Consider the following 26,580-nt stretch of genomic DNA (forward strand, 5'->3'; position numbering starts at 1 on the left):
GGACAGCTTTTATTGCTCTTTACTATCTATAATTAATGTCACTGGGCCTTCGTTTGTAAAACTGACATTCATCATTGCTCCGAATTCACCTGTTTCTACTGTAATTCCTTCTTTTTCAACATGCCGATTAAACAGTTCATATAAATCGTTAGCATAATCAGGCTTTGCAGCTTTAATAAAACTAGGTCTTCTTCCTTTACGTGTGTCCCCATAGAGGGTGAACTGTGAAATCGATAAAATGCTTCCCTGTACATCTTTTAAAGAAAGGTTCATTTTTTTATTTTCATCTTCAAAAACACGTAAATGAATAATTTTATTTACGAGGTATTCTATATCTTTCACCGTATCATCATGTGTTATCCCAAGTAAAACGACAAAACCATACTCGATTTCACCGACCGTTTCCGCATCAACTGCTACAGTTGCATTTTTCGCTCGCTGGATTACTGCCTTCATGAATAAGAACTCCTTTTATGATAAAGATTTATTGTAATGTTCGAGTTACTGTGTATACATCTTTAATCCGCTTTATTCTTTCTACAATTTTACGTAAATGCTTTGTATTGTGAATGAGAATCGTTATTTGAATAACTGCCATTTTATTTCGATCTGATTTGCCAGTTACAAACGTCATATTTGTTTTCATCTCATTCATTGCTTGTAGTACTTCGTTTAATAAGCCTCGTCGATCATAACCGGAGATTTCCAAATCCACATGATATTGTTTGGTGGTTGTTTGTTCATTTTCCCATTTAACATCCAAATGGCGTTGTTTTGCCTCTTCTGTTTGCATATTCGGACAGTCTGCCCGGTGGACAGATACACCTCGTCCTTTTGTTATATAACCAACGATTTTATCACCGGGAACGGGATTACAACATCTTGATAAACGTACTAATACATTATCAATACCTTCAACATTAACTCCTGCATTTTTTTTCGGTAATTTTTTATCTTTCGATTCACTTTTTACCTCTTCAATCGTTTTTTCCAGATTCTGCTCCTGCTGTCTAGTCTGACGAATTTTATCAGTAAGTCTTGTGGCAATTAGAGCACCAGTTATCCCTTGATAGCCTACTGCTGCATACATGTCATCTTCATTTGTGAAGTTAAATTTTTCATACACTCGTTTCATATTTTCAGGTATTAATGCTTCTTTCGGTTCAATGTTAAGTGCTCTAATTTCTTTATCAACAATTTCTTTTCCTTTAACAATATTTTCATCGCGGCGTTGTTTTTTAAAAAATTGTTTAATTTTACTTTTTGCTTGAGAAGTTTGGGTAATTTTCAACCAATCTTGTGATGGTCCATAAGAATGTTTGGAAGTCATTACTTCTATAATATCGCCATTTTTTAGCTTATAGTCGAGTGGTTCCATTTTTCCGTTCACTTTTGCCCCAATTGTTTGGTTGCCGATCTCCGTATGAATCTTGTAAGCAAAATCAAGAGGAACAGATCCTGACGGCAGTTCAATCACATCGCCTTTTGGCGTAAATACATAAACCATGTCGGAAAATAAATCGACTTTTAACGACTCCATAAATTCTTCGGCGTCGTGCGTTTCATTTTGCCATTCCAAAATTTCTCTAAACCATGTTAATTTTTCCTCAAAAGATTGCTTATCCTTACTTAGTTGTTTTCCTTCTTTATATGCCCAGTGTGCTGCGATACCGTATTCCGCGATTTCATGCATTTCTTTCGTACGAATTTGCACCTCAAGCGGATCTCCCTTAGGACCTATTACAGTGGTGTGCAAGGATTGATACAAATTTGGCTTTGGCATGGCGATATAGTCTTTAAACCTACCTGGCATTGGTTTCCAACAAGTATGAATAATACCTAATACTGCATAACAATCTTTGATGCTATTTACAATAATTCTAACTGCGAGTAAATCATATATTTCATTAAATTGCTTGTTTTGTTTAGCCATCTTACGATAAATGCTATATAAGTGCTTCGGTCGACCTGATAAATCTGCATCAATATTAACTTCCTTAAATTGATCTTTAAGGTCATCCATCACATCTTTAATATAGGATTCTCGTTGTTCCCTTTTTTGTTTCATCAATTGAACAATGCGATAGTATTGTTGCGGGTTAAGGTAGCGAAGTGCCGTATCTTCTAATTCCCATTTTATAGTAGATATACCTAAGCGGTGTGCCAATGGTGCGAAAATTTCTAATGTTTCATTAGAAATACGTCGTTGTTTCTCAGGTGGTAAATGTTTAAGTGTGCGCATATTATGTAAACGATCAGCTAATTTAATTAAGATTACTCGAATATCTTTTGCCATGGCCACGAACATTTTACGGTGATTTTCAGCTTGTAATGCTTCTTTTGATTTATATTTAATTTTACCTAATTTCGTTACTCCATCAACAAGCATTGCTACCTCATGATTAAATTCCGTCTCAATCGATTCAAAGGATATATTTGTATCCTCTATAACATCATGTAAAAATCCCCCGGCAATCGTTTCTGGATCCATTTCTAATTCAACCAGGATACCTGCGACTTGGATTGGATGGATAATATAAGCCTCGCCAGATTTACGATATTGATCTTTATGTGCCTGTTTAGCATAATTATATGCACTGCGAATAAAAGCAATATCATCGTCCGGAAGATACCGTGTAGCTTTTCCTATAACATCTTCTATTGTCAAAATATCATCTTTTGCCATATAACCACCTTATCCGCTGTACAAAATTTAAAAGATCTTTCTTAATAGTATTCATAAATTTTAAGAAAAAGTAAAGAAATAAACATTCAAATAATTTAAATGCTTATAATAATAGGCCTGACGAATAAACGATTATAATTCCGCCAGACCTTTCTTATATTCTACAAATAAAATACAGATTTATCCACAATCATGGTTAAAAGGTAAAAATTAGTAACTCATCAATGTTAACACGTCGTAACCGTCTAGCTTTTGTAAACCTTTTAAATAGGACAATTCTATAAGAAAAGCACAACCTACGACGATTCCCCCAAGAGCTTCTACTAATTTTATTGTAGCCTCTATTGTACCTCCTGTAGCAAGCAAATCATCTGTAATTAGTACACGTTGTCCAGGTTTTATAGCATCTTTATGGATGGTTAGTATATTTTCACCATATTCCAGACCATAATCAACTTTTATCACTTCCCGCGGGAGCTTTCCTTCCTTTCTCACAGGCGCAAAACCTACTTCTAAAGCATAGGATACTGGACAACCAATAATAAATCCCCTTGCTTCAGGTCCTACAACAATATCAATTTTCTTACTCCGAGCATAAGTGACGATTTCATCTATCGCAGCCTTATATGCTGCTCCATTATCCATTAAGGGAGTAATATCTTTAAATTCAATTCCTTCTTTTGGCCAATCTTTAACAATTTTAACATATTTTTTATAATCCATACATTACTTCCTCCTTGGGGGCTTCCATGCGTTTTGTACAATCTGTAAACCATTTTTTTAAATCATGATATGTTGAATAAAACAATGTTTTTTCTACTTCAACTTGGTGTAATCGCTTTTGATATATGACAGATGTTTTTAGGTCTTTTTTTACTGGATTTTGTTGCAGTTGTATTACTCCATTGTCTATCTTAACAAATCCCAATTCGAAAAACACATTCGCTATGAAAACAACTCGCTCTTTTGACCATTTTTTGGCATCCATAATAACTTTTAATTCTTTCTTTAAATCTAACATTTTCCGTTTCATCATAAGTCCATAAAACCATTTAAATTCATCTCTTGAAGGTATAGATTTTAAATAAGTGCTATCTTCTATATTATAACAAGCATGAATGTTAATCGGCATTGTCGTTTGAATAATCGCCTTTAATTGATCTAGCTTCTTAGGTAGGTCAGCAATGTATAAAGCATCCGTTACGGGAATATTATTCAAATCAGTTTCATAGGTGATATGCCTTGCACTTCCGGGAAAATGTGTGCTGTCCTTGTGATGACCAATTACTAAATTCCTTGCTTTTGGGTTACAATACGCTGCAATATCTTTATTCCTTTTTCCTCGATGATCAAACAATTGCCATTGGTCAATTCTTAGATCTTTCATAATGAGTTGGGCTTTTTTATAACCATTCCATTCGTTTATACTTAACTCGCCAACAATTGATATTGGTGTTTGGGGAGATATATGATGGTATAAACTTCCCATATTAAACCCTATACTTTCTAATTTTTTATCTTCGTTTTTGTATTGAAGTTTAAGATGTTTTTTTAAACTACCTATTTGACGTATATCATTAGGAGTAGCCTTTAAATGAAATGCAGGTTTAGGGTTATCCATACCAAATGGGGCTAGCTGATTTATGTCATTCACTAGCTTTTCATTTATTTCATGTACTTCAAGAGTCTTACTGATGTCGATTACTTGCTTAAAATCATCTTCCTCAAGCTGTTCTATAATAATTTGATTCAAATCATGTTGTATTAGAGATAAGTTTTCCAAAGGGAAACTCATGCCTGCTGCCTGTGAGTGGCCTCCGAAATGTGTAAAGTATTTTTTTATCTTCATACAATTTGTAAATAGATCAAATGCCGGTATACTTCTCGCTGATCCTTTGACTTGGGAGGTTTCTGGATTAATAGCTAAAACGATTGCCGGACGATCATACTTCTTAACCAGCCTTGAAGCTACAATACCTAAAACACCTTCATTCCATCCTTCTTTTGCAATGATGATAACTTTCGCTTCCCGGTCTTCTTCCACCATGTGCTCTGCTTCTTTTACGATGCTGCTGACGATTTTTTTTCTTTCTTCATTTAAGGACTGGATCTCCTCCGCTAACTGTTCTGCTTCTAATTGATTCTCTGTCATTAACAGTTCAACAGCCAAACTAGCGTTTTGTAACCTTCCCACAGCGTTGATCCTCGGTCCGATTCGAAAACCAACATCTTCCTCCGTAACATTACCTTCAATTTCACATACTTGCTTTAAAGCGTTTAATCCTATGTTTTTTGTTGTTGTCAATGCTATCAGTCCATAATGGGCTAAAATTCTGTTTTCACTTACTAATGGTACAAGGTCTGCTATTGTCCCAATAGCGACTAAATCTAAAAAATCTTTTGGGAAATATCCCAACAGATGTTCAGAAAGTTTAAAAGCAACACCTACTCCTGCCAATTCCTGAAATGAATAATTCGGTGAACATTTAGGATGAACTATGGCATATGCATCAGGTAACTGTTCTTGGATTTCATGGTGATCTGTTATAATTAGATCAATCCCAAGCTCTTTAGCAATGTTAGCCTCATGTACAGCAGCAATACCATTGTCAACAGTAATAATTAATGTAATGTCATTATCGTGGGCTTTTCTAAATGCTTCTTCATTTGGTCCATATCCTTCTGTGAATCGATTAGGTATATAGAAATCACAATTAGCGCCTAACTCTTGCAAAGTTTTCAAAAGTAAAGTTGTAGAACATACTCCATCTGCATCATAGTCTCCATACACTAAGATTTTTTCACCTTCCGCGATAGCTATATGTATACGATTCACAGCCTTATCAATCATATCTATTTCTGAAGTACTATATAAATTATCCAAATTAGGATGTAAAAAATTGTACATTTCTTCTTTAGTTGCAATACCTCGCTGTAACAATAATTCTCTAATAACGGGAGATAAATTATCTAATTCATGGTTCTCAATTATTTTACCTTCTTGCAATTCAGCAAAATTCCATTTCAACTTACTTTGTAACATAAATTCACCCCTGACCCATTCATTATACTAAAGCGGGTCAAGGGGCGCAATCCGTATTATTCTGATTTACTTATTCCTATTTTCCTTTCCTTCTGGTTGTTGTTTTGTTTCAATTATTTTTTCTTGTTCTTCAGCTGGAAGATATTTCTTCACTGTATGTTGCAAGTTTTGGTTTTCTTTTTTTAGTGTTCCATTTTCACGCTGCAATCGATACATCTTAAATAAACCAGCGGTTGCAGTAATTATACCTCCCATTAAGACTGAAAATAATATAATGAATATCAATGGTGATTCCGCACTCCAAAACAGATAATTAACTTCTACAGTATCTACGTTTGTCACAGCAAAAATGGCAACAATAATAACAAATATTATTACTAGAATAGCATAAGATTGTCCTTTCATATAAATCCTCCTTTAACTAGTTCGTAAAATACCCTTTTTTAAAAAATTTAACCCTGTCTTTTTAACAAAAAAGTCCTTATAACGTATATAAACGCTATAAAGACCTTTAAGGTTTCGTTAAACCTGTGGACCTTCCACACGTTTCTTTTTAACAAAAGATACCGGCTTTTCTTTAATATTTTTCCCTCGCCAAGCGAGCCATATTTGTGATGAGAGAAGTAAAGAAGAGTATGTACCAGCAATTAATCCAATAGCAAGAGCTATTGCGAAAGATGTAATAGACTCCGCACCCAGGAATAAAAATGCCAGCACAGCAACCATTGTTGTTATGGATGTATTTATACTTCGCCAAAAAGTTTGCACGATACTTCTATTCACGATTTTTGCAAGCTCCGTTGTTGAACGAATTCGCTTATTTATTTTTCTTAGATTTTCCCTAATCCGATCAAACACGACAATTGTATTATTAATGGAATAACCAATGATCGTTAATATAGCAGCAACAATCGTTACATCAAATTCGATTCGTGTAAAACTAAAAATAGCAAGAATAATAAATGCATCGTGCAATAAAGCAATTATTGCTGTAAGTGCAAAAAACATTTCAAATCTTATGGTAACGTAAATAATCATTCCTACAGCCGCAATACCTAACGCTTTTATCGCATTTTTCACAAGTTCTTGCCCTACTATTGGTGATACGACACTAACGCTAGGCTCATTGCCATACTCTTTTTCAAAATGCTCCTTAACTTCTGCTATTTTATCCTTAGATAAAACAGAATCAAATCTGACAACACCGATATCGTTATTCTCACCGGATAGTACAATAGATTTTGCTTCTAAATTGGTCTTTTCTAAGTCTTCTTTAATAGTTTCCGTTGTCAAGCTTTGATCAGCTAAAACTTCAATACGTGACCCACTGGTAAAATCAATTCCTGGATTTAGTTTAAAAATCGCTAAAGACGCTATCCCTATTACTACTAACACAATCGTAGCAACAAAATATTTCTTTCGATGTTGAATTAAGTTAACTTCACGATTAAATAACGTTGGAGTTTCTTCTTTTGTATCTTTAATATCTTTAATATCTTTCTTGTTTACTCCGAACCATCCAGGACGATTCTTTAAAAATTTCATTCTTATCCATAAACTTAATAATAACCTTGTACCGAAGACAGCGGTAATAAAGCTGATCAGAATACTTGCAATTAACATGGTAGCAAAGCCTTTTATCGAGCTTGTACCAAACATAAATAAAATTCCGGCTGCTAATAAAGTCGTAATATTAGCATCAACAATCGTTGCTAAAGAGTTTTTGGTACCTGTTTTAAACGATGCTACCATTGATTTTCCAGCTCTTATTTCTTCTTTAATCCGCTCAAACGTAATTACGTTTGCATCAACTGCCATACCTACCCCTAATATCAAAGCGGCTATTCCTGGTAATGTTAAAACACCGTTCATCAATTCAAATACCAAAAGGATTAAATAAATATAAATACTTAAATTGATTGCTGCTATAAATCCTGGGAAACGGTAAACAAATATCATATAAATAAAAATTAAACCGATCCCAATAAATGCAGCAAAAACAGTTTTATTTAGTGCATGTTCACCAAATTGAGCACCTACTGATGTTGAATAAAGTTCCTTCATATGTACAGGGAGTGAACCTGAATTTATGATGTCAGCTAATTGCTTTGCAGATTCAACTGTAAAATCACCATTTATTTGTACATCCGTTGTATTTAATCTTTTTGTTACACTTGGTGCATATATATATTTCGGATCTTCTTGCTGACTTTCCTTTGCATAAGAGTCACCTTTCTCATAATCCATCCAAATGACCAGTAAATTATTCGGTATTCCCATATTCTTAATTGTTTCAGTTACTTCACCGAACTTTTTGGCATCTTTTAACTTTAAAGTAACGATGGGTTCATTTGTCTGTGGATCAAAATCTTGTTTCGCACTTCCTTCTTTAATATCAGAGCCATCTAAATATTCCTTGTCATTTACATCACGAAACGAAAGCCTGGCAGAAGTGGCTAGCATTTCTCTAGCTTCATTTTGATCTTCAACCCCTGCTAATTGAACGCGTATTCGATCTTTACCCTCGATATCAATATTTGCTTCACTAATGCCAAGTCGATTTACACGGTCATTTAAAGTTTCCACTGTTCCTTCTAATAGACTTTTTGTAACTTCTTGACCTTCATCAACAGGCTCAACCTCGTATAATACTTCAAATCCGCCTTGTAAATCCAGTCCTAGCTTTATGTCTTTTGTTATTCCTGTAACCGTTGTTCCAATCGTACCAGCAAATAATAATACAATTAGAAAAAAGGCAGCGATCTTACCCCTGTTTTTCATTTATGATTGCCTCCCACTTATCCATACGTAATACAATTCACATTGAAAATACTAATTTTTTCTGTTTTCACCCATTAAAGCGGTAATGGAATTCATTAAATCATTATCCTGTTGAGCATTCAATGTCAGGTAACTCATATAAATATTTGACCCGAGATGAAATATATCTCCGACTACTTCATATAAACGTTTTTTAGGATCACCTTTCCAAATCTTATGTTCTAAACAGCCCCATATATCTTCATCGGTTACTTGTGTATAGCCTAGCAAACGGAATTCATTAGCCTTGCTCTCTAAAGCTGGTTTAACAAAGGTTTTCCATTCTGAAACAGATTTAAAAGTCTTCACTTTATTACCTCCTGCATTACGTTTCAATGAAATTATGTACCTTCTTGTCATGCTTGGCCCACTCTATTGCATATATATCATTGTATATTAAATTTAATTTTTTGAGAAGGCAGGTCTTAAGCAATGACCAAACAATCTTTTTTACAAGGTACATTAATATTAATTTTCGCAGGAATGATTACTCGATTCTTAGGATTTGTCAACCGCCTTGTTCTTGCTCGTTTTCTCGGTGAAGAAGGGGTTGGACTTTATATGATGGCCTTACCAACTTTGTTTTTAGTCATGACATTAACTCAGTTGGGATTGCCTATTGCAATATCGAAACGGGTTGCTGAGGCTGATGCCAAAAATGATCCCTACAAAGTGAAAAAAATTTTAACTGTGTCACTTATCATAACTGGTATCTCCAGTATCATTTTCACTACAGGGATGATGCTGGGAGCACCTATTATAGCAAAAACATTACTCACAGATGATCGTACATTATATCCGTTATTAGCAATTAGTCCAATTATTCCTATCATAGCAATCTCTTCCATTTTGAGAGGGTACTTTCAAGGGAAGCAAAATATGAAACCCCAAAGCTATTCAATGGTTATTGAACAAATTGTGCGCATTACATGTGTTGCGTTATTCATTAAATTATTTCTTCCCTTTGGCATTGAATATGCAGCAGGAGGAGCAATGTTTAGTGTTATATTAGGTGAGCTTGCTTCCCTTTTATTCATGATCTATTTATTTAAACGGAAAAAAACAATAAAAATAAGATATCGTTTCTTTTCTTATTTGAAAACAAGTAAGAAAACCTTAAAAGAATTATTTTCAATTGCTTTACCTAGTACGGGCAGTCGTATGATTGGGTCCCTTACACATTTTTTAGAGCCTATTTTAGTAGCTCAGAGTTTAGCGATTGCTGGAATTTCTACCACATTGGCAACAAAGCAATACGGAGAGTTGACTGGTTACGTGATGCCGCTTTTATTTTTACCTACTTTTATCACCCAATCTTTATCAGTTGCGTTAGTACCCTCCATCTCTGAAGCAGAAGCGAACAAGTATAACGATTTAATTCATTATCGTATTCACCAATCTATTAGGATTTCATTTGCATCAGGAGCTATCGCAACAATCGTACTATCTCTTTTTGCAGAACCAATTTTAATTTATATGTATGGGACCGATAATGCAAGCAAATTTTTAATTTTAATGGCTCCTTTTTTTATTTTACTTTATATACAAGCCCCTTTACAAGCAACACTACAAGCGCTTGATTTAGCAAAGCCCGCGATGTGGAACAGTTTAATTGGAGCAGGTTGTAAACTTATTATGCTTTTTTTACTAGCATCTAACGAAAAATTTGGAATTATGGGAGTTGCTCTTGCAATGTGTATGGGAGTTGTTTTGGTAACATTGCTGCATTTATTTTCACTTAAAAAGATCATACACTTTTCAATTCCCTTCAAAGATTTAGTTAAGATGGGTATTCTTCTTTTGTTAACATTTGGAGTTGGACTTGCATTGAAAAATATCTATGTATCAACGATTCCTAATATTTTCCTTTTTCTTTTGGTGTTACTTGTATTGACTATTGTTTATATCTTATTGCTTTTCTTCCTAAGATTTATTACGAAAGAAGAATTAAAACAAATTCCATTTATACAAAAGTGGATATAAAAAGAATGATATAAAAAGCGAAAACCATGCGTCTATTTTTTTTAGTGTCTGAATAAGATATAAGGACAAACCGTACTGGAGGGATTTAAATGAAGAAACAACAATTAACTGCATTATTGTATGGTTGGATTGTAGTTTTAGGCTTAATCTTTGCCTCAAGTATTGTTTTAGCATTATTACTGCGCTTTACATCTTTCAGTGAACCTATGCTCTCATGGGTTACCTTAGTAATTGGCTTAATATGTTTGTTCATTGGCGGGATTGTTGCAGGTGTAAAGGGAAAAGCAAAAGGATGGATCATTGGAGGAATTACTGGTTTTGGATTTACCCTGTTCACTTTTTTAGTACAATATTTAGGATACCAACAGATTTTTTCATTTGAACAGGCACTTCATCACGTTGGCTACATTGCAGCAGCACTATTCGGTGGTGTGATAGGAGTAAATGTTGTTGCAAATGATGAAGCATGAAGAATGGAGTAGAAGGAGGCCAATGTCCTCCCTCTACTCCATTTTATTAATTATTTTTGACTTCGCGAATTGCTGAACGATCATATGTAAGTTTTGTACCTTCCGTAACAATTACTACCGTCGATTCATCAATTGCATGAATTTCACCATGTAAACCACCGATGGTGACAATAGCATCACCTTTTTGTAAATTATCTTGCATTTGTTTTACTTGCTTTTGACGTTTTTGCTGTGGTCGGATAAGCAAAAAGTAAAAAATCACAAACATTAATGCAATCATAATAAAGGGAGACAATGCTTCCATTTAAGTTCCTCCTTTCGCTAAAAGTTTTTTGCATTAGGCTGATTCAAGCCATATTGTTCAAAGAATGCTTTTTTAAAGTCGCCAAGTCGATCTTCACTTATCGCTTTTCGAACTTTCCTCATTAAGTTTAACAGAAAATATAAATTATGATAAGTAGTAAGCCTAAAACCGAATGTTTCGTTACATTTGATCAAATGCCTAATATAAGCGCGTGAATAATTTTTGCAAACATGGCATTCGCATTTTTCGTCGATCGGGCGAAAATCGCGGGCATATTTTGCATTTCTAACTACAAGCCGACCAAATGAAGTCATGCACGTTCCGTTACGCGCAATCCGAGTTGGAAGTACACAGTCAAACATATCGATTCCGCGTATAGCTCCGTCAATCAATGAATCCGGTGAGCCTACCCCCATTAAATAGCGTGGTTTGTTACTTGGCATAAGTGGTGTTGTAAACTCCAACACCTCATTCATGATATGCTTCGGCTCACCAACGGAAAGACCGCCAACTGCATATCCGGGAAAATCTAAGGATGTTAAATCTTCTATACTTTGCTTTCTTAAATCCTCATATTCGCCTCCTTGGATAATGCCAAATAATCCTTGATCATTTTGCCTTAGATGTGCCTCTAAACATCTCTCCGCCCAACGTGACGTTCTTTCTACAGATGCTTTCATATAATCGTATGTCGCAGGATATGGGGGACATTCATCAAATGCCATCATTATATCTGAACCAAGGACATTTTGAATTTGCATCGCTTTTTCAGGAGATAAAAATAATTTTTCCCCGCTTAAATGATGGCGAAAATGAACCCCTTCTTCTTTGATCTCACGCCTGTCACTTAAACTAAAAACTTGAAAACCCCCTGAATCTGTTAGAATTGCTTTATTCCAATTCATAAATTGATGTAAGCCTCCAGCTTCACCAATAATATCATCCCCAGGTCTTAACCATAAATGATAGGTGTTGGAGAGAATAATATTTGCATTCAATTCCTCCAGTTCTTCAGGACTCATTGTTTTTACTGTGGCTAATGTGCCAACAGGCATAAATGTGGGGGTATCAAATGAGCCATGGGGGGTGTGGACTCGTCCAAGACGGGCTCCAGTTTGTTTACAAGTTTTCATTAATTCATATGTTATCGGCTTCATTTTAATTCGATCCTTTTCTTTTAAAATATCAGCATATAAGCTTTTTATAAAATTAACATGGCATCTCCGAAGCTAAAGAAGCGATAGCGGTTCGTTACGGCCTGCTCATATGCCTGTAGAATAATTTCTCTATCTGCAAACGCACTTACTAACATGAGCAACGTTGATTTTGGTAAATGGAAATTTGTTAGTAGGCCGTCAACGGCTTGAAATTTGTAAGGCGGGTGAATAAAGATATCTGTCCATCCGCTTGAGGCTACAAATGTTCCATCGTTTTTTCCAGCGATTGTTTCCAGTGTTCTGGTCGATGTTGTTCCTACCGCAATTATTCTTCCATTTTTTTCTTTTACTTCCGTAAGTAGCTGAGCTGTCTCTTCAGACATATGATAAAATTCCGCATGCATCTCATGTTCATCAATTTTTTCTGCGCTTACGGGACGGAAGGTACCAAGTCCCACATGAAGTGTAATAAACGCTAGTTTTACCCCCATTGCTTTTATTTCTTCTAATAGTGCATTTGTAAAGTGCAGACCAGCTGTTGGGGCTGCAGCTGAACCTTCCTCTTTAGCAAAAACAGTTTGATAACGTTCTCTCTCTGGTAATTGTTCTTTAATATAAGGGGGTAATGGCATTTCTCCCAATTTATCTAACACTTCATAAAAAATTCCCTCATAAGTAAAATGAAAAATACGTCCGCCATGGTCCTTAATTTCAGTGCAAGTCGCACGTAATTCACCATTCCCAAATATCATTTCTGTTCCTAATTTCACTTTTTTTGCAGGCTTTGCAAGCACTTCCCAATAATTTTGCTCCTTTTGGTGAAGAAGTAATATCTCTATTTTTGCACCTGTATCTTCCTTTACTCCATAAAGTCGTGCTGGAAGTACACGAGTATCATTTAAAACAAGACAGTCTCCCTTTTTAAGGTAGTTCTTAATATCGGAAAAATATTTATGCGTTATTTTTCTTGCTTTCCTATTTAACACTAGTAGACGAGAGGAATCTCTCTCCTTTAATGGTGTTTGAGCAATCAGTTCTTGGGGCAAATTAAAGTCAAAGTCGTCTATATTCATATGCTGTTCTCCTCACTAACTTCTAACGGAACTTTCCAATTATAAATAAAATAAGCGATAATATTATACTTATGACAATCGATGTCATAATAGGAAAATGAAAAGACATATTTCCCTTTTTGAAGCTAATATCGCCAGGAAGCTTTCCAATAAATGTCCAAATAATCCCAACTACAATCAATAGAACTCCGATTAAAATAAAAAGCTTTCCAGGGTTCATTCCTGCGCCTCCGTTTTTAAACCGAAATGGTTGTAAGCTCTGGGGGTTGCAATTCTTCCTCTCGGCGTACGCTGGATAAAGCTAATTTGCAGCAAATATGGTTCATATACATCTTCTATTGTTTGGGGTTCCTCACCAATAGTTGCTGCTATCGTATCTAAACCTACAGGTCCACCTTTAAAATCCTCAATAATCCCTTTTAAAAGTTTATGATCAATGTGATCCAAACCAACATCATCAACTTGAAGCATATTTAAAGCTAAATCCGCTGTTTCTAAACTTATTGTCTTTTCTTCTTTTACTTGTGAAATATCACGAATGCGCTTTAAGAGCCGATTGGCTATCCTAGGTGTGCCTCTTGCTCTGCGAGCGACTTCTATTGCTGCTTCTTTTGTTATTGACGTTTGGAAGATATCTGCAGACCGCTTAACAATTTCACAAAGATCAACAGCTTCATAAAATTCTAGTCTGCTCAATACACCAAAACGATCCCTCAATGGAGCTGATAGCAATCCTGCTCTTGTGGTGGCGCCCACCAAGGTAAAAGGGGGTAAATCAATGCGAACTGATCTTGCACTAGGACCAGTACCAATAACAATATCAAGAAAGAAGTCTTCCATAGCTGGATACAAAATTTCTTCAACAGCACGTGGGAGTCTATGAATTTCGTCAATAAACAGAACATCACCCGGTTCTAGTGAGGAAAGTATTGCTGCTAAATCACCGGATCGTTCAATAGATGGTCCTGATGTTGTCCGAAACTCCACACCCATTTCATTTGCAATGATTGCTGCTAAAGTTGTTTTCCCTAAGCCGGGAGGGCCATATAACAATACATGATCTAAAGGTTCCTCGCGCATTTTCGCTGCCTGGATAAAAATGCCTAAATTTTCCTTTATTTTTGATTGACCAATATATTGACTTAATGTTGTGGGGCGAAGACTAAGCTCATCAGAAGCATCTTCTGCTTGAAATTCACCTGTGACCATTCGATCCTCCATTATTATCCCCCATTTGTTAGTTTTTCATAAATAAATTTAACGCTTTACGTATGAGTTCATCTGTGCTCACATTCTGATCTTTTGGCAATTTTGGCAGCACTGCTTTAATTTCTTTTTCTGTATATCCGAGAGCTTTCAATGCCTCTTGTGCTTCTTTCAAACTATCTGCATTTTCCTGATTAGTATCTACTTTGCTTTCCGATTCATGCGCAATCGATATCATTGAAGTTAATTTCCCCTTAAGATCAAGGATTATTTGCCTCGCTGTTTTTTTACCAACACCTGGAAACTTCGTTAAAAATTTTTCGTCCTCACGTTCCACCGCAGAAACAAATGACTCCACATCAACGCTGCCTTGAATTGCTAAAGCTCCTTTTGGTCCTATTCCCGAGACAGAGATGAGCCTGGTAAATAAATATTTTTCATCTTCATTCTTAAAACCATACAAAACTTGAGCATCATCTCGTACATGATGATATGTATAGATCTTCATTTCTTGATTTATTGATGATTGAAACATGAAGGGATCAGCACAAAATATTTCATACCCAACCCCATGCACATCAACTATGATAGACTCTTCTAATATGTATGTAAGATTACCTTTTATAAATGCAATCATTGACCTTCTCCTTTACACTCCTTCTTCTATATTAACATATTTACACATAGAAGATGTAGTAAAGTGAAACTTCCACCTCTTAAATAAAAGAAATGGAAGTTTACATAATGTACCTATTTAACTGGAAATTTCCATGTTGTGAAAAACATCTTGCACATCTTCACTTTCCTCAAGCATATCAATCAAATTCATCATTTTTTCCTCATTATCTTCATCTATACTGCTATATGTTTGAGGAATCAATGTAATTTCTTCATCCGCTAAGCTATACCCAGCTTCCCGTAGATATGCGCAAACAGCTTCAAAGCTGTCAGGAGACGTAAAGATTTCAAACGCTCCATCTTGAACGGCTATATCATCCGCTCCAGCCTCTATCGCTTCCAGGGTCATTTCATCTTCATTAATTTTTCCATTTTCATTTAGAATAATAATATAGCCTTTGCGATCAAACATAAATGAAACACAACCGTTCTCGCCTAAATTACCATTATTTTTATTAAAGGCATGCCTAATTTCTGCCGCAGTTCTATTTTTGTTGTCAGTTAGTACTTGAACAATGACAGCGACACCTCCGGGGCCATATCCCTCATAGGTAATTTCTTCATAACTAGCGCCATCCAATGTTCCGGTTGCTTTTTTAATAGCCCGATCTATATTATCATTTGGCATGTTGTCCGTTTTTGCTTTATCTATCGCTAATCGTAAAGCAGGATTCATGTCAGGATCTCCCCCACCTTGTTTGGCAGCTGAGTATATTAACTTTGCATGACGCATAAAAATTTTACCTCTTTTGGCATCTTGCGCATTTTTTCTTCTTTGTATATTATGCCACTTAGAATGACCTGCCATCGGACATTCTCCTCTCTAAAAAATTCCTTTTTTAGTATATCAAAAATACGATGATATGGTAAGTAAAATTCAATCATACTTAAAAAAACCTTTGTAGTAAAACAAAGGTTTTAATCTATATTATTATCTCCATTATCCTTATTTCTTATCGTTGAATCTAAATTTTTCATTTGGTTCCAATGAATATTATCCGTATATACAACTATTTCTTTATTTGGTGATAACTTGCTGACTTCTTTTTCTATATCATTTACAATATTTTGGTTGTCAATTTGTTTACTTTGCTCATTCAACATAATCCCTACTATAACACTTTTCTCAGTTGTAGCTACTTGTGTTTGTTTAATATCTTTTCGTTTTGAAAGCTGTTCGGATATTTTTTTAGCTTCATCTGTTGTAAAAATATCCGTATTATGATTTCCATCTTTACCTGAGTTAATTCTTTCGGGGTTATCCCCTTTATAATAATCATTTTCATTTGTATTCTGTTTATTTACCCCTAAGCGATTTTGCTCTTGTTCTTTTGTCTCGTAATTAATTGGATGTGTTGTCTCATTGTTACTCCCTGTTTCATTTTTTTCATCCGTATTCATATTTGTACATCCAATAGTAAAAAGCATAATAATACTTATTGTTGTTATTATTTTTGCTTTCATTAAATAACCTCCCTTACATTTAGTTTGTTTAAGGAAGATTATTTTACACAGTTAAATTAAGGAAGTTCTATCTATCCGTTTATATTTCGAGACAAGGCTTCGTTTATGATTTGTACGTTTATGCATACTTTCAATAATTTCTTCATCTGCTTCAGGGATTTTTTCACCTTTTAAGTAGGCGTCAATTTTATCATAAGTTATTCCCATTTCATCTTCATCCGTTTGACCTTCCCATAAATCCGCACTAGGATTTTTATGAATAATTTCCTTAGGAACGCCCAAAATCGAAGCCATTTGTCGTACTTCTTCTTTAGTAAAATCAACGATAGGTAAAATATCTACTCCACCATCTCCATACTTAGTGAAATATCCTGTATACCACTCTGAAGCGTTATCTGTTCCAACAACTAAATAATTGTAATTGGTCGCAATTGTATATAATGTACTCATGCGCAATCTTGCACGTAAATTGGCGTCAGCAAGTTGTTCATTTTCTTGCTTAAAATCATTTTCTTGCTTCAATTGCTCTTGTATTTGTGAAAACAAAAGTTCATGTGTCTTTGATAAATCGATGTTTAAGCCTTTTATATCACAACTTTTTAATACGTTATGCGCATCTTTCATACCTTCAGGATTACTATTCAACGGAAGAATCACGCCTAATGATTCATCTGGAAATGCCCGTTTTATGAGGTGAGCAACCACAGCTGAATCAAGGCCGCCACTTACTCCTACTAATAAACCATTAACTTTTGCAAGCTTTGCCTGTTTCTGTAACCATTTAACTATATCTTCAACTATTTTCTCCACAATTACAGCTCCTTTATATGGAATAACTATAATGATTTTAGCATTGATTTAGCATTTTTCAAAAAGAACTGGCGCTTTCCCCATGTTTTTTCCATTTGTGATAAATATTGTTTTCTTGCAAACGATGAACCATAAGAAAGAAAGAACATCCATTCTCTAATCATATCACTCGGAATCATAATAGAGGTTAGCCATTTCTTTTGATTTTTATCTTTAACCATTTGATATGAACATAACTCATTAAGGTCCCAATTGATATAAGGCAAAAAGCGCTGACCTAGCTGGATATAATCATATAATTGTGTTCCACATGACAATAAATCAAAATCAATCATATATGTTTGTTCATTTTGAATAAAGTTATGTGAAGCAACGTCTCCATGAATCCATTTACCATGAATGTTTGCATCTTTTTCATTCTTATCCCAGGAAAGATTTTCTGCTGTTTTTAAGTAATAGTGCATGGTTGTTACCATATCCTTATACAACATTTCAAAACCATTTTTCTGAAAGACATGTTCTGTTTTTTTAAAAGCAGCTAACCTGTGCTTCCAACGTAAAATAAATAAATCTTTTTTTATTTGGTTGGGAAAGTAAATATGATTTGCTTTTTTATGGAAAGCATGTAATGTCTTAATTGCTGTAATTCTGTCCTTTTTATGCTGGTAATCTAGCTGTCTACCTCGCACGAAAGGGGCAATGGTCCAAAAATAGTTCCCATCTGTAATTGTCTTTTTTCCATTTGGATATTTAATAAAAGGAATAACAAAAGATGCTTGTAATTGTTCAAAAAAATGCCATTGTTGTTCAATCACTTTCAACTTTCGGTATGATTTTAAAATAAGTGCTTTCCCCAAAGCGGATTCTATATAAAAGACATGATTTTTAATAGGAGTTATCCTTTGAACCGTTAATTCTCCTTCCTTACGTAAAAAAGAAGAGAGACGAGCTTTAAGGACTTCGTCTCTTTGTTTAAACTTATTCACCTTTTGAATTATCCTTATCCCTCTGAGGGTTAAGTCCTGAACCTGGAAACTCAGGAGGTGTTGGATACATATGATTAGGATGGTCGGAATCATACCAACTTTGCGGTTCATGTAAATAATCCGGCTCAAAATATGATGCATGAGAGACAGGGCGGAATGGATAGCCATGCTGCACTTCAACAGGATTAGTATGGATTGGGAAATTCAATGGATGATACTGATGATCCATGCAATCATAATGATTTTCATATTTTGGATAACCTGGTTTTACTCCCATTTCAATGCTTGGAGATGGGCAATCATAATATTCAAAATTTCCTTTATCAGCTGAGTGCATCACCTGCTGCATAGGCATGTGATGATATGGATGTGGTGGCCCTCCTCCCATATTTTCAGAAAAGTGTGCATGATATGCTCCAGCGTGACATGGATTCTTCATATGGCAACAACATACTGGTATTATTTGCACGGGTATAGGTTGAAACATCATTTGCTGATCTTGTAATGGCATCTCTCCTTTAGGAAATTGCGGTTCTTGTTGTACTTCTGGATAATTATTTGGTGTTGTCTGTAATTCGTGTTCTTGTAGTTCGGGCATTGGCATTTGTGGCATTTCCATCTTGGGCATTTCTGGTTTTTTTGATAGATCCATTTTGGGTTTCTCCACTTTGACCTCTTTTGGTTTTTTATGATCATCTTCCGCAATTGTTGGAAGAGGCTTTGGGGATATATCCTTATATGGATGCTCTAAATGGGATTTTTGCTTCTCCTTCGGTACCTTACTTTCTTTTTTGACCACTTTTGTTGAGCTAGGAATCTTTACTTTCATACCTGGCATAATCATATCTGGGCTTGAGAGTTGTGAATTAATTTGTTTCATTTCTTCGAAATCAACATTATATTTTTTTGCGATTTCCCACAACGTATCTCCTTTTTGTACGATATGGATTTTCAAGCAAATCATTCTCCTTTCGTTTTTCACTATGTGGGCTATTTGCTCTTTACCAACATATGCATATAATCCGAAAAAGTTGAAACTTATATCTACTTTTATGCGACAATCAAAATAATTTTGTCTTCAAACTAAAAATAAAAAGGCTGGGACAAAACCCCAGTAAATGTAAAAAAAGTTCGGGAGTCCCATCTCTAGATGGAACTCCCGAACTTTTTCATTTTACTTTTCCGTGCGATTTATACTTATTTAGTAATCCCGTTGATTTGCACTGCAGGTGGCTGCTTTCCGCGGGCACGGCCTCAGCCTCCTCGGAAGAAAACCACTTCCTGCGCGGTCTTCAGACCCGTTCTTTTCTCGCAGGAGGGAGTCAGCCACCTTTCGTTCCAGTCAACGTAATAGTGGGCTAATTTTCAAAATTTACGATAACGAGAAATGGGAGCAACAAAAAGAATATATAAGACAGAAGCTTTTCAGAAGGGAAAACTGGGGAGATCTGGAAAACGTAAAATAGATGTGGACCAGTCTTCGGATTTTTGAAAGCTAATTTGTATTTCATACGTTTTTCAGTGAAAGGTAAAGAAAAAGGTAGAAAATGAATTACGATTTGTGTTCATGGCAGTAAACTTAAGAAAGTATACCGCCATGAACACAAATCCAACCATAGATGATGAAAATAACTCAAACTCAAAAGGTTCCAACCATCAATTTTTGATGATTGGAACCTTTTTTAAGATATTTTGGCTAGTTATGTCCCAGTCTACGGATAAAGCAGATGCCTTAGTAATCACAAAGATATTCATGGTCGATTTAGAAAAAAGAGAACAAATACAAGATAAGATTACCGTAGAGCTTAAAGAATTGACGAGGCACAGAAGGAGATTGGGGAAGCACCACGCCCTTTTTAAGACGCAGACGCAGTACACTCGAATTCTTGAAAAAGGTTTTCCAGAGCTAGCTAGTTATGGCCAAGTTCGTTATTCGGACTATATGATGCGACTATTAAAAAAGTATCCAAGCCCCAGGAGAATAGCGAAGGCTCATGAAAAAACACTTTCCGAATTATTGGGAGTGAACAACAGTAGCCTGCAATCTCAAATGCTTAAACAACTAGCGAAAGAAAGTATTGGGTGCTATTCCGAAATCACGGAATTTGAATTAACTCAAACCATACAACAAATATATTTGTATGATAAGCAAATAAAAGAAGTCGATAAAAAAATTCAGGAAATGATGGATAAACTCGATTCACCAATCGTAACTATTCCCGGAATTTCCTATCGACTTGGAAGTATAATCATAGCAGAAATAGGTGACATCCACAACTTTAATAACCCAGGTCAGCTATTAGCTTTTGCTGGAATGGAACCATCCATTTATCAAGCCAGTATCAAGGAACTGGAAAAATGGCGAAACGTGGATCACCACACCTCCGATGGGCGATGTATCATGCCTCGAGATTGATTTCTATATATTCACCGACGTTCAAGGCATATTATGAAAAGAAGCTCTTAGAAGGCAAACATTATAATGCGGTGTTCAGCCATGTAGCGAAGAAATTAATTAGAGTCATATTCCATTTCATGCGGACAGGCGAATTATATAAAGAAGTTGTTTATACGTAATATTTTGACCGTTATAAAATACTAAAGTTTAACAAAAATACACAGCTTGATGATTAATTTTAAAATCATTAACCACCAAGCTTATTTGCCATGTCCAAATTCCCAATAAAAATAGTATTAAATTTTATCGCTAGCACTATTGACTTTATATAGTTAGTCCCTTTATTTTTGAATGATTTTATAAGTGCATTTGAAAAACCGGATAAGAGCCAAGAAGTGTTACGGAGCATCCCAATGCTTCCAATTCAGCTTTAACGCTTGGGAATAGTACATCATCTAGAGACTGGTTCACATCAATAATAAAAAAGTAATTACCCAATCCTGTTTTGGTTGGTCTGGATTCTATTTTTGATAAATTCATTTTTCGCCAAGCAAAGGCTGAAATCACCTGATGGAGTGCACCTGCGTAATCGCTAGGTAATGTTATCAGTAAAGTTGTTTTTTCCATTTTAACAGGATGATTGATATTTATAATATTTTTATCCTTAGATAAAACCACAAATCTTGTATGATTATTTGGATAATCGTGAATATTTTCCTTATATATATTAAGGTCATATTCTTTTGCAGCGAGCTTATTTCCAATCGCAGCAATTGGTTTATTTGCTTTACTCACTATTTCTGCAGCTTTACCTGTGGAAGATGAAAAATGAATTGTCGCATTAGGAATGAATTTATGTAAATACTGTTGGCACTGCGCAATCGCATGACTATGAGAATAGACCTCTTGAATTTCATCTAACTGTCCTGTGAAATTTCCATGTACAAGGAAGTGTTGTTGAATAGGAACCACTATTTCTGCAGTAATTGGTAATCTAACTTGATGGACAAGGTAATCCACGGTTAGTTGTACAGTTCCTTCGATTGCATTTTCTATTGGTACAACACCAATATCAATTTGATTTTCATAAACAGCATCAATGCATTCAGGTATTGTTTCAAAGCTTTGTTTTTCCTCTCCGTTAAATGCAGTGTCAACCGCTAATTTTGTGAATGTCCCTTTTGGTCCTAAATAGCCTATTTTACTCAAGAATGCTTCCCCTTTCCTTTCTCTTATATTTCTATCTAATATTTTAATGAAATCCTCAAATAAATTATTTACTCAATAAAGTCAAATTCAAAGTCTAATATACGAACGGTTTCTCCATCTTTGGCACCACGTTTTCGTAGCGCTTCATCTACACCCATTCCTCTTAGTTGTCGGGCAAAGCGCTGAACAGCCTCATCTCTAGAAAAATCTGTCATTTTGAACAATGTTTCAACTTTCTCTCCTGAGATAACAAATGCACCATCATCTTCACGTGTTATTTCAAAAGCTTTGTCTTTACGATGATATCTGTAAATGACTTTTTCATTTTCTTCTTCTGTTTTAGGGGACTCTTTAGGTATTGTTTCTAAAGTATCTGCTATAGTAAATAATAATTCCTTTATACCTTCTTTCGTCAATGTTGAGATAGCGTACACAGGAGTTTCTTGCTCTAATTTATTAATGAAAGTTTTAAGATTTGCAGCTGCGTCAGGCATGTCCATCTTGTTAGCAGCGATCAATTGAGGACGATTCATCAGATTTTCGTCATAATTTTTTAATTCTTCATTAATTTTTAAATAATCATCGTAAGGATCTCTTCCTTCCATACCAGCCATATCTATAACATGAACAATGACACGCGTTCTCTCAATATGTCGCAGAAACTGATGACCGAGGCCAATCCCTTCATGTGCTCCTTCGATTAGTCCCGGTAAATCCGCAATAACAAAGCTCCGATGATCGCTTGTATCAACCACACCAAGGTTAGGAGACAAAGTAGTAAAGTGATAATCGGCAATTTTTGGCTTTGCAGCGCTAACTACAGATAGTAATGTGGATTTGCCAACACTTGGGAATCCTACTAATCCCACATCAGCAATTAATTTTAATTCGACTTTGATATTACGCTCCTGACCTGGCTCCCCATTTTCAGCAAAGTCTGGAGCCGGATTTCGAGGGCTAGCAAATCGTGCATTTCCACGTCCTCCTCTGCCGCCTTTCGCAATAATTGCTTGCTGCTGATGTGTGATTAAGTCAGCTATAACCTCGTCTGTCTCTTCATCTTTCACAATTGTTCCCGGAGGGACCGACAAAATAAGTGGTGATGCGTTTTTACCATGCTGTTTTTGGTTCATGCCATTTTCTCCACGTTTTGCTTTAAAATGGCGGTTATAGCGAAAGTCCATCAACGTATTTAGACCTTCGTCCGCTTTAAATATAATGTCAGCTCCGTCACCTCCATCTCCTCCTGCAGGGCCACCTTTTGGAATATATTTCTCACGGCGATAGGCGACAAGGCCATTTCCGCCGTCACCCGCTTTGACATATACACTTACTTGATCTACAAACACCATTACTCACCTCACCTATCACATGAAATCGTTAAGCTACATGTAATACCATTTTCATTTTTTCTAACATTGATAGGACAATTTTGTCCCAAATTTTGTAAACTAGCTTCAAATTGTTTTATACTTATAAAACGTCCTTCAATTGAAATTTCTACTTTAACTGATGAACTCGTGGTTTCATTTAATTGTATATGTGCTTGATATAACTCTAAGGCATCGCCAGTCCCAACAATAGAATCTATTATCTTTTCACATGCATCTACAAGTAGTCGGTCACTAGCTTGTAAATTTTTGTTTTTGGTATGTATGTTATAAGTTAAGCGTACATTTTGATATGTATCGTTAAATTGAATCATCCATAAAGTAAAAAGAGGAGCTTGTAGACTGAACAGCTTCCTTTCTTTATGAAACGATTCCATCCATGTTTCAATTTTATCTTTTACCTTTTTTGAGTTCCCCATACTCAAATATCCCTGAATAATTTGTAATTCATTCATTATTTCATGACGCTGATATTGCAAGAGTTGAATAACATCCTTCTCATTCATGATTTTTCCCCCTCCACAGTATGAAAAGTATAGCAGATAAACAAATGAAATTCATTAAATAAAAATTTTTTATTATAATAAAATTTATCGAGTAGGTGACTAATCATTATTTGATTAGTCGACCTCTCACACCACCATACATACGGACCCGTATACGGCGGTTTAATTTTATTCTATACATGTACTTTGTTATAATGTTCAATACAAAATATTAATCCAAATCTTGATAGCCTCTCGTTTGTAATTGTGGTTGTGAGAACCCATGAATATGCGATTCTTATTGCCCCTTTACTCGTGTGGCTATTTTTGTGTGCTCAGTCGTACCCTTGTGTGCGAATCAATTTGTGTCAGTAATTTCTTCATGTAACCCACTTTGAAGTAGTTTACCCAGCCACGAATTAGCTGATTTATTCTTTCCACTTGATACTTCGTATCAATACTCCAGTTCTTTCGTGTTAGTTGCTTTAGTTTATACTTAAAGTTCTCCACTGATTTTCTGTGTGGTTTAGCTTTGTATAGAGGGTTCTGATAGTCTTTAAAGAATCCAAATCCCAAGAATTTCAAATCCGGATTATTTGGTTAGTTACTTTAGATTTTATCATATTCACTATTAGACCAAGCTTTTCCTCAATATATTTCGTCACTGACCTCATTACACGTCTAGCTGCCATTTCACTTTTGACCATGATAATGCAATCGTCTGCATACCTCACAAAACGTAATCCACGACTTTCTAACTCTTTATCAAGTTCATTTAACATGATGTTACTAAGTAGTGGAGAAAGGTTTCCCCCTTGTGGCGTTCCGATTACCGTTTCCTTATATTCATCAGATAAACGAGACTATAAATGATAGTTTAAGAATGTACAGAAATGATTGAATAGACAATGTACAATTGTGATAAATTATTGCATAATTTTTATGAGGTGAATATTATGCATATCGCAATCGATATCAACACGGAGTTAAACATTTCATATTAAAAGATTACTATCAGATGAATCACCACAAAAGTTTTATTATAAGCGTATTTTATGGCAATATTTGAAAGATAATCATGGACTAAATTGTTCAGATGAAGAACTACATCATTTTGTTCAGAAATTATGTAATAGAATTAATCATAGCTATCATCAAGGAACAGGAGTTATTCCAATCCTAGGTCTAGAAAAAGAAAGAAACCTCCTATCCGCACTACCCAGTAACAGAATAAGAGATTTCTATAGGATAAAACATACACTTGTGAAAGTAACCCCATCTAATATGGTCAATTATCAATCCAACCAATATTCTGTACCACCAGGATATATTGGAAAAGCCGTTGGCTTACAAGTATATGATAAAACATTATATATTTATTCTAACATGAATCTTATTGCACAACATCATTTAAGTGAGAAAAAACTTAATTATCACCCTGATCATTACGCTGATTTGCTTTCTAGACAGCTTCCATATAAAGAAAAGGATGAGATAGAAGATTTAGCTCTTAAAAACTTAGAAGCGATTAATGAGGTGTATAACGATGAATACTAGTTATTTAAAATTAAAAGAAAACCTAAAATATTTAAAACTAAATCAAATGGATCTTCATTTAGATGAGACAATTGATTTTATGAATAATAATGATTTATCTTTTATAGATGCCCTTATCAAATTAACCGATTATGAAATAGACATGAAAGAAATAAATATGGTCAAATCGATGGTGAAGGTTGCGGCTTTTCCACATTTAAGGGAAATAAAAGATTTTGAATTTGAATTTCAACCCTCCATCAATAAAGAGCAAATACTAGACTTTATGACATTACGATTTATAGAACAAAAGGAAAACATCGTTTTCCTAGGTACAAGTGGTGTAGGTAAAACACACTTAGCAACATCGATTGGGATAGCAGCAGCTAAAAAGCGTACAAGTACCTACTTTATTAAATGCCATGATTTAATCTTAAATTTAAAAAAGGCACAAGCTGAAAATCGGCTAGAATTACGTATTAAACATTTAGAAAATATAAACTTTTAATCATTGATGAAATCGGTTATTTACCTATTAGTAAAGAAGATGCGAAGTTATTCTTTCAGTTAATCGACGTGCGTTATGAATTACGTAGTACTATTCTTACAACCAATGCGAATTTTAAATCGTGGGGAGAGGTATTTCAAGATCCTAAGATTGCGAATGCGATTTTAGATCGTGTTCTCCATCACGCATCAGTCATAAATATTGTTGGAGATTCATACAGACTTAAAAATCATTTTCCATCAGAAGAAAGATCAAAAGTGGACATTCTTAAATAGTCACAACTGTACATTCTTATCTTGACATTTATACGAGACCTCCCCAGTTAAGGTACGAACTCTTTCCCTCCATCTATCTGCCATATATACACCACATG

General features: G+C 35.1%; 26 protein-coding genes and 3 pseudogenes. 6 read left to right on the forward strand and 23 right to left on the reverse strand.

Features of this window, described 5'->3' with window-relative positions:
* Positions 1 to 9: 9 nt before the first annotated feature.
* The 7 genes from dtd to J2Z81_RS02775 form a co-directional block, all read right to left on the reverse strand.
* Complete coding sequence (gene dtd, locus J2Z81_RS02745) at positions 10 to 456, reverse strand: D-aminoacyl-tRNA deacylase (RefSeq protein ID WP_029269191.1); 447 nt, start codon at positions 454 to 456, stop codon at positions 10 to 12.
* Positions 457 to 484: 28 nt separating this feature from the next.
* Complete coding sequence (locus J2Z81_RS02750; protein ID WP_029269189.1) at positions 485 to 2,686, reverse strand: RelA/SpoT family protein; 2,202 nt, start codon at positions 2,684 to 2,686, stop codon at positions 485 to 487.
* A gap of 210 nt (positions 2,687 to 2,896) precedes the next feature.
* On the reverse strand, positions 2,897 to 3,409 hold the full coding sequence (locus J2Z81_RS02755; RefSeq protein ID WP_029269187.1) for an adenine phosphoribosyltransferase: 513 nt from the start codon (positions 3,407 to 3,409) through the stop codon (positions 2,897 to 2,899).
* Positions 3,399 to 5,729, reverse strand: coding sequence for a single-stranded-DNA-specific exonuclease RecJ (recJ, locus tag J2Z81_RS02760; RefSeq protein WP_226370660.1), 2,331 nt, complete (start codon positions 5,727 to 5,729; stop codon positions 3,399 to 3,401). The genes J2Z81_RS02755 and recJ overlap by 11 nt, the downstream gene beginning before the upstream one ends.
* A gap of 66 nt (positions 5,730 to 5,795) precedes the next feature.
* A complete protein-coding gene (locus J2Z81_RS02765; RefSeq protein ID WP_029269183.1) occupies positions 5,796 to 6,134 on the reverse strand; it encodes a LapA family protein in 339 nt (112 codons plus the stop codon).
* A gap of 117 nt (positions 6,135 to 6,251) precedes the next feature.
* Positions 6,252 to 8,510: a protein translocase subunit SecDF gene (gene secDF, locus J2Z81_RS02770; protein ID WP_226370661.1), complete on the reverse strand. Its 2,259-nt coding sequence runs from the start codon at positions 8,508 to 8,510 to the stop codon at positions 6,252 to 6,254.
* Positions 8,511 to 8,561: 51 nt separating this feature from the next.
* Positions 8,562 to 8,858, reverse strand: coding sequence for a post-transcriptional regulator (locus J2Z81_RS02775; RefSeq protein ID WP_038221162.1), 297 nt, complete (start codon positions 8,856 to 8,858; stop codon positions 8,562 to 8,564).
* A 123-nt stretch (positions 8,859 to 8,981) separates the two neighbouring features.
* Here J2Z81_RS02775 and spoVB point away from each other — a divergent pair, with 123 nt between their 5' ends.
* On the forward strand, positions 8,982 to 10,532 hold the full coding sequence (gene spoVB, locus J2Z81_RS02780) for a stage V sporulation protein B (RefSeq protein ID WP_029269177.1): 1,551 nt from the start codon (positions 8,982 to 8,984) through the stop codon (positions 10,530 to 10,532).
* A gap of 89 nt (positions 10,533 to 10,621) precedes the next feature.
* Complete coding sequence (locus tag J2Z81_RS02785; RefSeq protein ID WP_226370662.1) at positions 10,622 to 11,002, forward strand: TIGR04086 family membrane protein; 381 nt, start codon at positions 10,622 to 10,624, stop codon at positions 11,000 to 11,002.
* A 46-nt stretch (positions 11,003 to 11,048) separates the two neighbouring features.
* Here the strand turns inward: J2Z81_RS02785 and yajC are convergent, their stop codons facing one another.
* The 11 genes from yajC to safA all read right to left on the reverse strand — a co-directional run bounded on the left by yajC (position 11,049) and on the right by safA (position 19,635).
* Positions 11,049 to 11,306, reverse strand: a complete 258-nt coding sequence (gene yajC / locus J2Z81_RS02790) for a preprotein translocase subunit YajC (RefSeq protein ID WP_029271322.1) — start codon at positions 11,304 to 11,306, stop codon at positions 11,049 to 11,051.
* A 17-nt stretch (positions 11,307 to 11,323) separates the two neighbouring features.
* Complete coding sequence (gene tgt, locus J2Z81_RS02795) at positions 11,324 to 12,463, reverse strand: tRNA guanosine(34) transglycosylase Tgt (protein WP_029271320.1); 1,140 nt, start codon at positions 12,461 to 12,463, stop codon at positions 11,324 to 11,326.
* A gap of 44 nt (positions 12,464 to 12,507) precedes the next feature.
* Complete coding sequence (gene queA / locus J2Z81_RS02800; RefSeq protein ID WP_029271318.1) at positions 12,508 to 13,536, reverse strand: tRNA preQ1(34) S-adenosylmethionine ribosyltransferase-isomerase QueA; 1,029 nt, start codon at positions 13,534 to 13,536, stop codon at positions 12,508 to 12,510.
* Between the two features lie 22 nt (positions 13,537 to 13,558).
* Complete coding sequence (locus J2Z81_RS02805) at positions 13,559 to 13,756, reverse strand: DUF2905 domain-containing protein (protein ID WP_029271316.1); 198 nt, start codon at positions 13,754 to 13,756, stop codon at positions 13,559 to 13,561.
* Positions 13,753 to 14,757: a Holliday junction branch migration DNA helicase RuvB gene (ruvB, locus tag J2Z81_RS02810; protein ID WP_029271314.1), complete on the reverse strand. Its 1,005-nt coding sequence runs from the start codon at positions 14,755 to 14,757 to the stop codon at positions 13,753 to 13,755. Before ruvB ends, J2Z81_RS02805 begins: the two co-directional genes overlap by 4 nt.
* A gap of 16 nt (positions 14,758 to 14,773) precedes the next feature.
* Positions 14,774 to 15,379, reverse strand: coding sequence for a Holliday junction branch migration protein RuvA (gene ruvA / locus J2Z81_RS02815; RefSeq protein ID WP_029271312.1), 606 nt, complete (start codon positions 15,377 to 15,379; stop codon positions 14,774 to 14,776).
* Positions 15,380 to 15,496: 117 nt separating this feature from the next.
* On the reverse strand, positions 15,497 to 16,228 hold the full coding sequence (locus tag J2Z81_RS02820) for a YebC/PmpR family DNA-binding transcriptional regulator (protein WP_226370663.1): 732 nt from the start codon (positions 16,226 to 16,228) through the stop codon (positions 15,497 to 15,499).
* A 110-nt stretch (positions 16,229 to 16,338) separates the two neighbouring features.
* A complete protein-coding gene (locus J2Z81_RS02825) occupies positions 16,339 to 16,884 on the reverse strand; it encodes a YhcN/YlaJ family sporulation lipoprotein (protein ID WP_029271308.1) in 546 nt (181 codons plus the stop codon).
* Positions 16,885 to 16,935: 51 nt separating this feature from the next.
* On the reverse strand, positions 16,936 to 17,694 hold the full coding sequence (nadE, locus tag J2Z81_RS02830) for an NAD(+) synthase (RefSeq protein ID WP_029271306.1): 759 nt from the start codon (positions 17,692 to 17,694) through the stop codon (positions 16,936 to 16,938).
* 26 nt (positions 17,695 to 17,720) lie between these two features.
* Positions 17,721 to 18,680: a phosphotransferase gene (locus J2Z81_RS02835; protein WP_029271304.1), complete on the reverse strand. Its 960-nt coding sequence runs from the start codon at positions 18,678 to 18,680 to the stop codon at positions 17,721 to 17,723.
* Entirely contained in the window at positions 18,673 to 19,635 is a 963-nt protein-coding gene (safA, locus tag J2Z81_RS16045; protein WP_226370664.1) for a SafA/ExsA family spore coat assembly protein, read from the reverse strand. The genes J2Z81_RS02835 and safA overlap by 8 nt, the downstream gene beginning before the upstream one ends.
* Before the next feature lie 412 nt (positions 19,636 to 20,047).
* Between safA and J2Z81_RS02845 the strand changes: the two are divergent.
* Together J2Z81_RS02845 and J2Z81_RS16145 are read left to right on the forward strand one after the other, a co-directional pair.
* A pseudogene (locus J2Z81_RS02845) lies at positions 20,048 to 20,284 on the forward strand (transposase); the annotation flags it as partial.
* Positions 20,285 to 20,865: 581 nt separating this feature from the next.
* A pseudogene (locus tag J2Z81_RS16145) lies at positions 20,866 to 21,257 on the forward strand (transposase).
* Positions 21,258 to 21,435: 178 nt separating this feature from the next.
* Here J2Z81_RS16145 and pheA read toward each other — a convergent pair.
* The 5 genes from pheA to J2Z81_RS15770 all read right to left on the reverse strand — a co-directional run bounded on the left by pheA (position 21,436) and on the right by J2Z81_RS15770 (position 24,993).
* Positions 21,436 to 22,287 (reverse strand): prephenate dehydratase, encoded by an 852-nt coding sequence (pheA, locus tag J2Z81_RS02855; protein ID WP_226370665.1) that lies wholly within the window; start codon positions 22,285 to 22,287, stop codon positions 21,436 to 21,438.
* 68 nt (positions 22,288 to 22,355) lie between these two features.
* Positions 22,356 to 23,636, reverse strand: a complete 1,281-nt coding sequence (obgE, locus tag J2Z81_RS02860) for a GTPase ObgE (protein ID WP_029269707.1) — start codon at positions 23,634 to 23,636, stop codon at positions 22,356 to 22,358.
* Between the two features lie 11 nt (positions 23,637 to 23,647).
* A complete protein-coding gene (locus tag J2Z81_RS02865; protein WP_029269705.1) occupies positions 23,648 to 24,184 on the reverse strand; it encodes a Spo0B domain-containing protein in 537 nt (178 codons plus the stop codon).
* 300 nt (positions 24,185 to 24,484) lie between these two features.
* Positions 24,485 to 24,673 (reverse strand): group II intron maturase-specific domain-containing protein, encoded by a 189-nt coding sequence (locus J2Z81_RS15765; RefSeq protein WP_226374346.1) that lies wholly within the window; start codon positions 24,671 to 24,673, stop codon positions 24,485 to 24,487.
* Between the two features lie 71 nt (positions 24,674 to 24,744).
* The gene (locus J2Z81_RS15770) at positions 24,745 to 24,993 is read right to left on the reverse strand and encodes a reverse transcriptase domain-containing protein (protein WP_319023817.1); all 249 of its coding nucleotides are present in this window, start codon (positions 24,991 to 24,993) and stop codon (positions 24,745 to 24,747) included.
* 433 nt (positions 24,994 to 25,426) lie between these two features.
* On the opposite strand from J2Z81_RS15770, the gene J2Z81_RS02875 reads away from it, so the two are divergent.
* Both J2Z81_RS02875 and istB read left to right on the forward strand, forming a co-directional pair.
* Positions 25,427 to 25,720, forward strand: a complete 294-nt coding sequence (locus J2Z81_RS02875; RefSeq protein WP_051681434.1) for a Mu transposase domain-containing protein — start codon at positions 25,427 to 25,429, stop codon at positions 25,718 to 25,720.
* Positions 25,710 to 26,482, forward strand: a pseudogene (istB, locus tag J2Z81_RS02880) (IS21-like element helper ATPase IstB). Before J2Z81_RS02875 ends, istB begins: the two are co-directional and overlap by 11 nt.
* Positions 26,483 to 26,580: the final 98 nt, after the last annotated feature.

Origin of the sequence: Virgibacillus alimentarius (assembly GCF_017874635.1) — a bacterium.
Lineage (GTDB): Bacteria > Bacillota > Bacilli > Bacillales > Amphibacillaceae > Virgibacillus_B > Virgibacillus_B alimentarius.

What these genes read in the sequence shown, in the direction of transcription:
- dtd (WP_029269191.1), bottom strand. Translation starts at nt 456, where the DNA reads ATGAAGGCAGTAATCCAGCGAGCGAAAAATGCAACTGTAGCAGTTGAT.
- J2Z81_RS02750 (WP_029269189.1), bottom strand. Translation starts at nt 2,686, where the DNA reads ATGGCAAAAGATGATATTTTGACAATAGAAGATGTTATAGGAAAAGCT.
- J2Z81_RS02755 (WP_029269187.1), bottom strand. Translation starts at nt 3,409, where the DNA reads ATGGATTATAAAAAATATGTTAAAATTGTTAAAGATTGGCCAAAAGAA.
- recJ (WP_226370660.1), bottom strand. Translation starts at nt 5,729, where the DNA reads ATGTTACAAAGTAAGTTGAAATGGAATTTTGCTGAATTGCAAGAAGGT.
- J2Z81_RS02765 (WP_029269183.1), bottom strand. Translation starts at nt 6,134, where the DNA reads ATGAAAGGACAATCTTATGCTATTCTAGTAATAATATTTGTTATTATT.
- secDF (WP_226370661.1), bottom strand. Translation starts at nt 8,510, where the DNA reads ATGAAAAACAGGGGTAAGATCGCTGCCTTTTTTCTAATTGTATTATTA.
- spoVB (WP_029269177.1), top strand. Translation starts at nt 8,982, where the DNA reads ATGACCAAACAATCTTTTTTACAAGGTACATTAATATTAATTTTCGCA.
- J2Z81_RS02785 (WP_226370662.1), top strand. Translation starts at nt 10,622, where the DNA reads ATGAAGAAACAACAATTAACTGCATTATTGTATGGTTGGATTGTAGTT.
- yajC (WP_029271322.1), bottom strand. Translation starts at nt 11,306, where the DNA reads ATGGAAGCATTGTCTCCCTTTATTATGATTGCATTAATGTTTGTGATT.
- tgt (WP_029271320.1), bottom strand. Translation starts at nt 12,463, where the DNA reads ATGAAGCCGATAACATATGAATTAATGAAAACTTGTAAACAAACTGGA.
- queA (WP_029271318.1), bottom strand. Translation starts at nt 13,536, where the DNA reads ATGAATATAGACGACTTTGACTTTAATTTGCCCCAAGAACTGATTGCT.
- J2Z81_RS02805 (WP_029271316.1), bottom strand. Translation starts at nt 13,756, where the DNA reads ATGAACCCTGGAAAGCTTTTTATTTTAATCGGAGTTCTATTGATTGTA.
- ruvB (WP_029271314.1), bottom strand. Translation starts at nt 14,757, where the DNA reads ATGGAGGATCGAATGGTCACAGGTGAATTTCAAGCAGAAGATGCTTCT.
- ruvA (WP_029271312.1), bottom strand. Translation starts at nt 15,379, where the DNA reads ATGATTGCATTTATAAAAGGTAATCTTACATACATATTAGAAGAGTCT.
- J2Z81_RS02820 (WP_226370663.1), bottom strand. Translation starts at nt 16,228, where the DNA reads ATGGCAGGTCATTCTAAGTGGCATAATATACAAAGAAGAAAAAATGCG.
- J2Z81_RS02825 (WP_029271308.1), bottom strand. Translation starts at nt 16,884, where the DNA reads ATGAAAGCAAAAATAATAACAACAATAAGTATTATTATGCTTTTTACT.
- J2Z81_RS02865 (WP_029269705.1), bottom strand. Translation starts at nt 24,184, where the DNA reads ATGAATGAGAAGGATGTTATTCAACTCTTGCAATATCAGCGTCATGAA.